At 75.1% G+C, this 6,306-nt stretch carries 5 protein-coding genes; 3 read left to right on the top strand and 2 right to left on the bottom strand.

Translation table 11 applies throughout. From position 1 onward, the window contains the following. Nucleotides 1-2,080, bottom strand: a 2,080-nt coding sequence (locus AB0946_RS40945) for an AAA family ATPase (protein WP_366765827.1), incomplete at its 3' end; no start/stop codon positions are given. Nucleotides 2,081-2,352: 272 nt separating this feature from the next. Here AB0946_RS40945 and AB0946_RS40940 point away from each other — a divergent pair. Next, nucleotides 2,353-3,519, top strand: a complete 1,167-nt coding sequence (locus tag AB0946_RS40940; RefSeq protein ID WP_366765826.1) for a DUF2510 domain-containing protein — start codon at nucleotides 2,353-2,355, stop codon at nucleotides 3,517-3,519. 137 nt (nucleotides 3,520-3,656) lie between these two features. Here AB0946_RS40940 and AB0946_RS40935 read toward each other — a convergent pair whose 3' ends face one another. After that, nucleotides 3,657-4,271 carry a TetR/AcrR family transcriptional regulator gene (locus AB0946_RS40935; protein WP_366765825.1) on the bottom strand — a complete coding sequence of 205 codons (615 nt, stop codon included), beginning with the start codon at nucleotides 4,269-4,271 and terminating at the stop codon, nucleotides 3,657-3,659. 228 nt (nucleotides 4,272-4,499) lie between these two features. Here AB0946_RS40935 and AB0946_RS40930 point away from each other — a divergent pair, with 228 nt between their 5' ends. Both AB0946_RS40930 and AB0946_RS40925 read left to right on the top strand, forming a co-directional pair. Beyond that, nucleotides 4,500-5,303 (top strand): phosphatase PAP2 family protein, encoded by an 804-nt coding sequence (locus AB0946_RS40930; protein WP_366765824.1) that lies wholly within the window; start codon nucleotides 4,500-4,502, stop codon nucleotides 5,301-5,303. Then, nucleotides 5,300-6,259, top strand: coding sequence for a hypothetical protein (locus tag AB0946_RS40925; RefSeq protein ID WP_366765822.1), 960 nt, complete (start codon nucleotides 5,300-5,302; stop codon nucleotides 6,257-6,259). The genes AB0946_RS40930 and AB0946_RS40925 overlap by 4 nt, the downstream gene beginning before the upstream one ends. Nucleotides 6,260-6,306 lie beyond the last annotated feature (47 nt).

Below are 6,306 nucleotides of genomic sequence, written 5' to 3'. Positions count from 1 at the left end.
CCGACCAGTACAGCGGCAGTCGGCGGCCGACGCGCTCGGCGAGGACCAGGGCCTCGCGCAGGGTGGACTCGGCGTCGCGCAGCCGGCCCTGTCTGCGGTAGGCGAGCCCGAGGAAGGCGTTGGCCAGGGAGAGGTGGCCGCCGTGCCAGCCGGCCGTGGTGTAGACGCGCCGGGCCTCGGCGAACAGGCTCTCGGCACGGTCGAGCCGGTCGGCGTAGGTGTAGGCGCTGCCGAGCATCATCAGCAGTTCCATGCCCCACTCGGTGTCGGTCCAGCCGAGACCGGGGGCGAGGCGGCCGTTGACGAGGGCGCGGTCGCACAGGTCGATGACCTCGTCGGCGCTCTCGCCGTGGGTCATCGCGTCGAAGCCGCGCAGGATCAGCAGGGCGCGTTCGGCGTTGTCACGGCCGGTGCAGGTGCTCGCCAGCTCGGCCAGGCGCCGGGAGCGGGCCGGGGAGACGGTCTCGCCGTGGATGCCCTCCCGCATGAACTGGAAGGCCTGCAACCGCATCCGGACGGGGCCCGCCTCGTGCCGGGCGGCCTCGGCCTCGACCGTGCGGACGGCCTCCTCCAGCTGGTCGTTGTGGAGCAGTGCCTGGGAGAGGCGGACGACGGCGTCGACCCGGTCGTCGCCTCCGAGGCCGGCCATGCCGAGGGCGCTCTGCAGATGGCCGATGGTGACCGCGGGGTTGGTCAGCAGGGTGGCGCAGCCGAGTTCGTACAGGACGTGCGCGTGCACCTCGGGGAGGGGCGGCTCGGCCAGGGCGCGCTCCAGGCAGCGGCGGGCCGCGTCGGGCGCGCCGACGGCGAGGTGCTCGCGGGCGGCCTCGCGCAGCTGCTCGACCAGTTCCTCGTCGTCGTCCGGGTGCACCTTGAGCAGGTGCCGGGCGGCCTCGGCGGCGCCGCGGCCGCGTTCGGTGATCATCTGCGCGGCGACGCCGTGCATGGCGGTGCACACGCCGGGCGGGATGGAGTTGTAGACGGCGGTGGCGATGAGGGGGTGGACGAACTCCAGCTCGCCGTCGCCGCGTTCGGCGCCGGCGGGCGGCCGGGGCTCGGTGAGGATGCGGGCGCTGCACAGGAGTTCGGCGCACGTCCGGGCCAGCTCGGCCTCCATGGTGGCGAGTTCGGCGACCATGTCGACGGTGATGCCGGTGCCGAGGATGGCGGCGGCCCAGGCGAACCGGGTGGCCTCCAGGCCGAGGCCCTTGAGCCGGTCCACCAGTCCGCCGCCGCGGGCGGCGCGGTTGAGGGCGCGCAGCTCGCCCGCCTGCGCCTCGACGGGCTGGAGTTCGCTGTCCTGGACCTTGGCGAGGAGTTCCACGGTGTCGTAGGGGTTGCCGCCGGTGACGGCCCAGACCTCGCGGCAGAACGCGTCGTCGGCGTGCCGGCCCACGGTGGCGCGGGTGAGTCCGGCGGTGGCGTCCGGGGTGAGGGCGTTGAGGTTGTGGGCGGGGCGGCCCGCGGCGGCCACCGCGTCGAGCAGCCGGGCGCTGTCCCCGGCGGCCTCGCCGGGCCGGCGGGCGACCACGACGAGGACGGACAGGTCGTCGAGGCGCTCGGCGAAGGCCGCGAGCCAGCGCAGGGTCTCCTGGTCGGCCCAGTGCGCGTCGTCGACGAGCAGGACCAGCGGCCACTGGCGGCGGGAGAGCCGGCGCACGGCGGCGACGAGCCCGTCGCAGACGTACTGCGGGTCGGCGTTGTCGGCCCGCGGTTCCGCTATGCCGAGGGCGGGACCGGCGATGTCGTACCAGTCGCCGAGGTACTCGCGGGCCTCCTCGGGCAGTAAGGACAGCAGCGCGGGCTGGAGCAGCTGCCGTACGACGTGGAACGGGACGGACCGCAGCGTCTCCGCGCCGCGCGCGGACCAGACGGCGCAGCCGCGGCGTTCGGCGACGCGCCGGATCTCGGCCAGCAGCGCGGTCTTGCCGAGTCCCGCCTCGCCCCGGATGACCAGCAGGCTGCCCGCGGACGACTGGTCCGCGCACAGGACGTCGAGCGCCTGCGCGACGGTGGCGAGCTCGGCGTCCCGCTCCCACAGGGGAGCCGAGCCGGCCGCCGCCGGCCGTCCCTCCGTCATCCCGTTACCTCCCCAGGTCGCCCGAATGACGTACGGAACCCGAGCGTAGCCGTCGGGCGGGACCTCTGGTGGCGCCTCGCGGCAGCTGTTGCCCGGCCGGGTGAAACGGGGGGCGGGCGGACGACGCCGCCAGCCGCGCGACCAGCGGACGGGGTGTCAACGGCGCCTGCCCGAGGGGACCACCGAGAAATCCGGGGAGAAATATTCCGCTTCGCCCCCTTGGCGGTGGATCCTCTCATCCCGCTTTCACGCTCGCCTCATACGGTGGGGGCATGACGCAGGTGACTCCTCCCGGGTGGTACCCCGACCCCGGGCAGACGAACGACGGTCCGCCCACCGAGCGCTGGTGGGACGGCAAGGCCTGGACGGACCAGACCCGCCCCGCCGGCACGGCCGCCGCGTGGGGTCCCCCGGGCGGCCCGGCGGCGGACGGCGGACCGCAGCCGGCCGGCCCGCCCCACCCGGCCGAGCCGGCCCACCCGACGGGTCCGCCGCCCTCGGCTCCCGCCGGGTTCGGCGCCTACCCGGGGTACCCGGCACAGCAGGGGTATCCGGGCCAGCAGGGGTATCCGGGCCAGCCGGGTTACCCGGCCTATCCCGCCCAGGCGCCCGCCCCCTCCCGGCGACGGCTGCGCACGGGCATAGCCGTCGCGGTGACGGCCGCGGTCCTGGCGAGCATCGGGGTCGGCGTGTACGCCCTCACCGACGACGGCGGTGGCGGCGGTGACCGCGCCGGGTCGCGGCAGGGCCCGAGCGGCGGGCACGACGGCGGCCAGGGCGGGACGTTCGGCGGGCCCGGCGGCGGCTCGGGCGGCAGCGGCGGCCCGGGCGGCTCCGGTGGCTCCGGTGGCTCCGGTGGCTCCGATGGGGCCTCGCCGTCCCCGGGCCGGTCGGACGCGCCGAAGGTCAAGGGCGGCGGCACCGTGACGGACCCGGTCAACGGCATCAGCCTTCCGGTGCCCGAGGGCTGGACCGGACAGGCGATCAGCGTCGGGGCGCAGGTGACCTCCGACGACGCCTACAAGTGCCCGGGCAACTCGGCCCAGACGTGCACCGCGGGCGGCGCCTACACGGCCCCGGCGGTGGCGCTGGGCATCGAGGCCGACACGGCGGAGGCGGTCGCGAAGGCGGACATCGCCGCCAACGCCAAGCAGTCGTACGGCGGCACCACCTACGGCAGCATCACCTCGCACGAGGTGCTGGCCTCCCAGGCGGTGACGGTGGCCGGGCAGAAGGGCTACCTGGTGCGCTGGAAGGCGGTCACCAGCAAGGGCTCCGACGGCTATGTCGAGTCGGTCGCCTTCCCCTCCCCCGACGACGCCCGGCAGATCGTGGTGGTCCGCTTCGGCGTGGACGTCGGGCAGAAGCTGTCGGTGATCGACGAGATACTCAAGGGCATCAAGGTCTCGTCCGGCGGCGGGAGCGGCCAGGACGTCTGAGAGACGGATCGGCCGGGTGGGATTCCCCTCCGCTCAAGGGGAACCCCACCCGGCCGGGGGGTGCGCGCCGCCCCCGTCCCCACGGTGCGGCGCGGGCAGGTCACCGTCCAGTCATCCCGTGAACGGCGGCCTGGTTCTCATGTCAGTCCGAGCGAGGGCAGCACGGCGGCCTCCACGAAGCGGACGAGGTAGTCGGAGTCGGCGTACTGGCCGTCGAGCATCGGGCGCACGCGCAGGACGCCGAACATCATGGCCGGGATGTACTCCAGCGCGGGGTGGCCCGGCCTGACCTCGCCCCGGGCCACGCCCCGGGCCAGGATCTCCTGGAGCGCGGCGATCTCCGGGTCCACCAGCGCCTCGCGCAGCGCCTGGGCCAGCTCCTGGTCCGTCGTCACCGCGTGCCCCAGCGCCTGGAGCAGCCGGGTGTCCTTGCCGGACCAGTCGCCCGCGGCCCGCGCGGCCCGGCGCAAGTCCCCGGCGAGCGATCCGGTGTCGATGCCGGCGAACTTCACCTGGCGGCTGGCGCGCAGCGCCGCCGCGACGAACTGCGGCTTGGTCTTCCACTGCCGGTAGAGCGTGGACTTGCTGCACCGGGTGCTGGCGGCGATGCCCTCCATGGTGACGGAGTCATAGCCGCACTGGCGGATCTGTTCCAGCACGGCGTCGAAGAACTCCCGCTCACGCTCCGGCGTGATCTTGGAGCGGCGCGAGGCGACGACCGTGTCCGGTGCGTCCGCGGCCTGCGACGTCATGCGGTGCTTCCCCTCACTCGTGTCTGTTTCCCGTGCCCGTGCGGCGCCTGGTGCCCGTGCGCGTCCGGGGCTGTCTCCAGTGTGGCGCACATCAATCGATACGCCAGTGTACCGGTACTCCGCCGTATCGGTACACTGGCGTATCGGTACGGCAACGTATCGATGAGTTCCGGTGCGGACCGGGGCTCGCACCACTACACGCACCACCGTCAGCGAGGGGGCCGGGGGATGAATTCCCGAACCGAGCCTGCGGAGGCGGAGGGGGAACCGGAGACTCCGGCCCGTCCGTCCCTGATACGTGAGCTCCTGCTGGTCGCCGGGCTCTTCCTGGTCTACAAACTGGGCCGTCAGCTGGCCACCGGCCACACCGCGGACGCCTTCCGCAACGCCCGGCACGTCTGGCACCTGGAGCGCAGCGTCCACCTCCCCCACGAGACCGCGGTGCAGTCCGCGCTGCTGCACGGCGACACCCTCGTCCACCTGGCGAACACCTACTACGCGACCGTCCACTTCCCGGCCACGCTCGCCTTCCTGGTCTGGCTGTACCTGCGGCGGCCCGCGCACTACGTCTGGGCCCGCCGGGTCCTCGCGGTCCTCACCACGGCCGCCCTCGTGCTGCCGTTCACGTTCCCGCTGGCCCCGCCGCGCATGCTGACCGGGACGGGCCTGGTCGACACCGCCCGGCTCTACGGCCCGTCGGTGTACGGCCCGCCGTCCAGCGACCACCTCTCCAACCAGTTCGCGGCGATGCCCTCGCTGCACTTCGGCTGGGCGCTGATGGTGGCGATCGGCCTGATGGCCGCCACCCGGTCCCGATGGCGCGGACTGTGGCTGCTGCACCCCCTGGTCACCCTGCTGGTGATCGTGGGCACGGCGAACCACTACTGGCTCGACGCGGTCGTCGCCACGGCCATGCTCGGTCTCGCCCTCGCGGTCGTCCCCGCGCCGCGGCGCACGGCCAGTACGGCGGGTCGCGGCAGCGGCCTGCCGAAGCCGCGCGAGGCCGTCGTCCTGGCGGGAGCGGGCCGATGAGCGCCGCCGCCCTGGCCGCCCTCGGCCTGTCACTGGTGTCGGCCGTCGCCTACGCGCTCGCCGCCGTCGCCCAGGAACGGCTCGCCTCGCGCAGCGCCGGCACCGGCCTGCTGCGGCTGCTGGGCACCGGGGCCTGGTGGTCGGCGGTCGGGCTGAACGCCGCCGCCGCACTGCTGCACGTCGTCGCCCTGAAGTACGGCCCGCTGACCGTCGTCCAGCCGCTGGGCGCGCTCACCCTGGTCGCCGCCGTGCCCCTGGGCGCACGGGCGGCGGGGCGGCGGGTCAGCGCGGTGGAGTGGCGCGGTACGGCGCTCACGCTGCTCGGGCTCGCCGTGCTGCTGGTCACCGCCTCCGGCCCGGCGCCCGCCCGGGTGCTGTCGCTGACCGAGGCCCTCGTGGTCGCCGGTACGACCGCCGCCGCGATCGGTCTGCTGTCCCGGCCCGGCGCCCGGCCGGGCCTGCGGCACGCCACCGCGTCCGGCTTCGCCTCCGGGGTCGCCTCCGCGCTCACCCAGACCGTGACCGTGGCGGCCACGGACCGCTCGGGCCCGGCGCTGAGCACCGAGGTGATCGTGGTCGCCGTGCTCGTCGCCGCCTTCGCCGTCGGCGGGCTGCTGCTGTCCCAGACGGCCTATCGCGGCGGCCTCGGTGCCCCGCTGGCCGTGGTCACCCTGACCAACCCGGTGGCCGCCGCGGTGATCGGTCTGACCCTGCTGGGGCAGGGCCTGCGGGGCGGCGCCGCCGGGGTGCTGCTCGCCCTGGCCGGGGCGGGGCTGGCCTCCTGGGGCGTGGTGCTGCTGACCCGGGCGGCACCCGCGCCCGCCGGCCGGGACGAGGCCGGCGACGACGAGCACCCGGTGGCGGCCGTGCTGGCGCTGGAGCCGGGTACGGCGACCGCGGAACCGGTGCTGCTGCCCCGGCAGCCGGACCAGCCGGGGCACCTCACGGCACTGTGACCCGCCGGGCGTACGGCGGCGGCCGGTGCGCGGAACCTTCCGCGGGC

Source organism: Streptomyces sp. NPDC046870 (genome assembly GCF_040704595.1).
Taxonomy (GTDB): domain Bacteria; phylum Actinomycetota; class Actinomycetes; order Streptomycetales; family Streptomycetaceae; genus Streptomyces; species Streptomyces argyrophylli.
The sequence above is the reverse complement of the archived record's forward strand: the minus strand, read 5'-3'. Positions and strand labels throughout refer to the sequence as shown.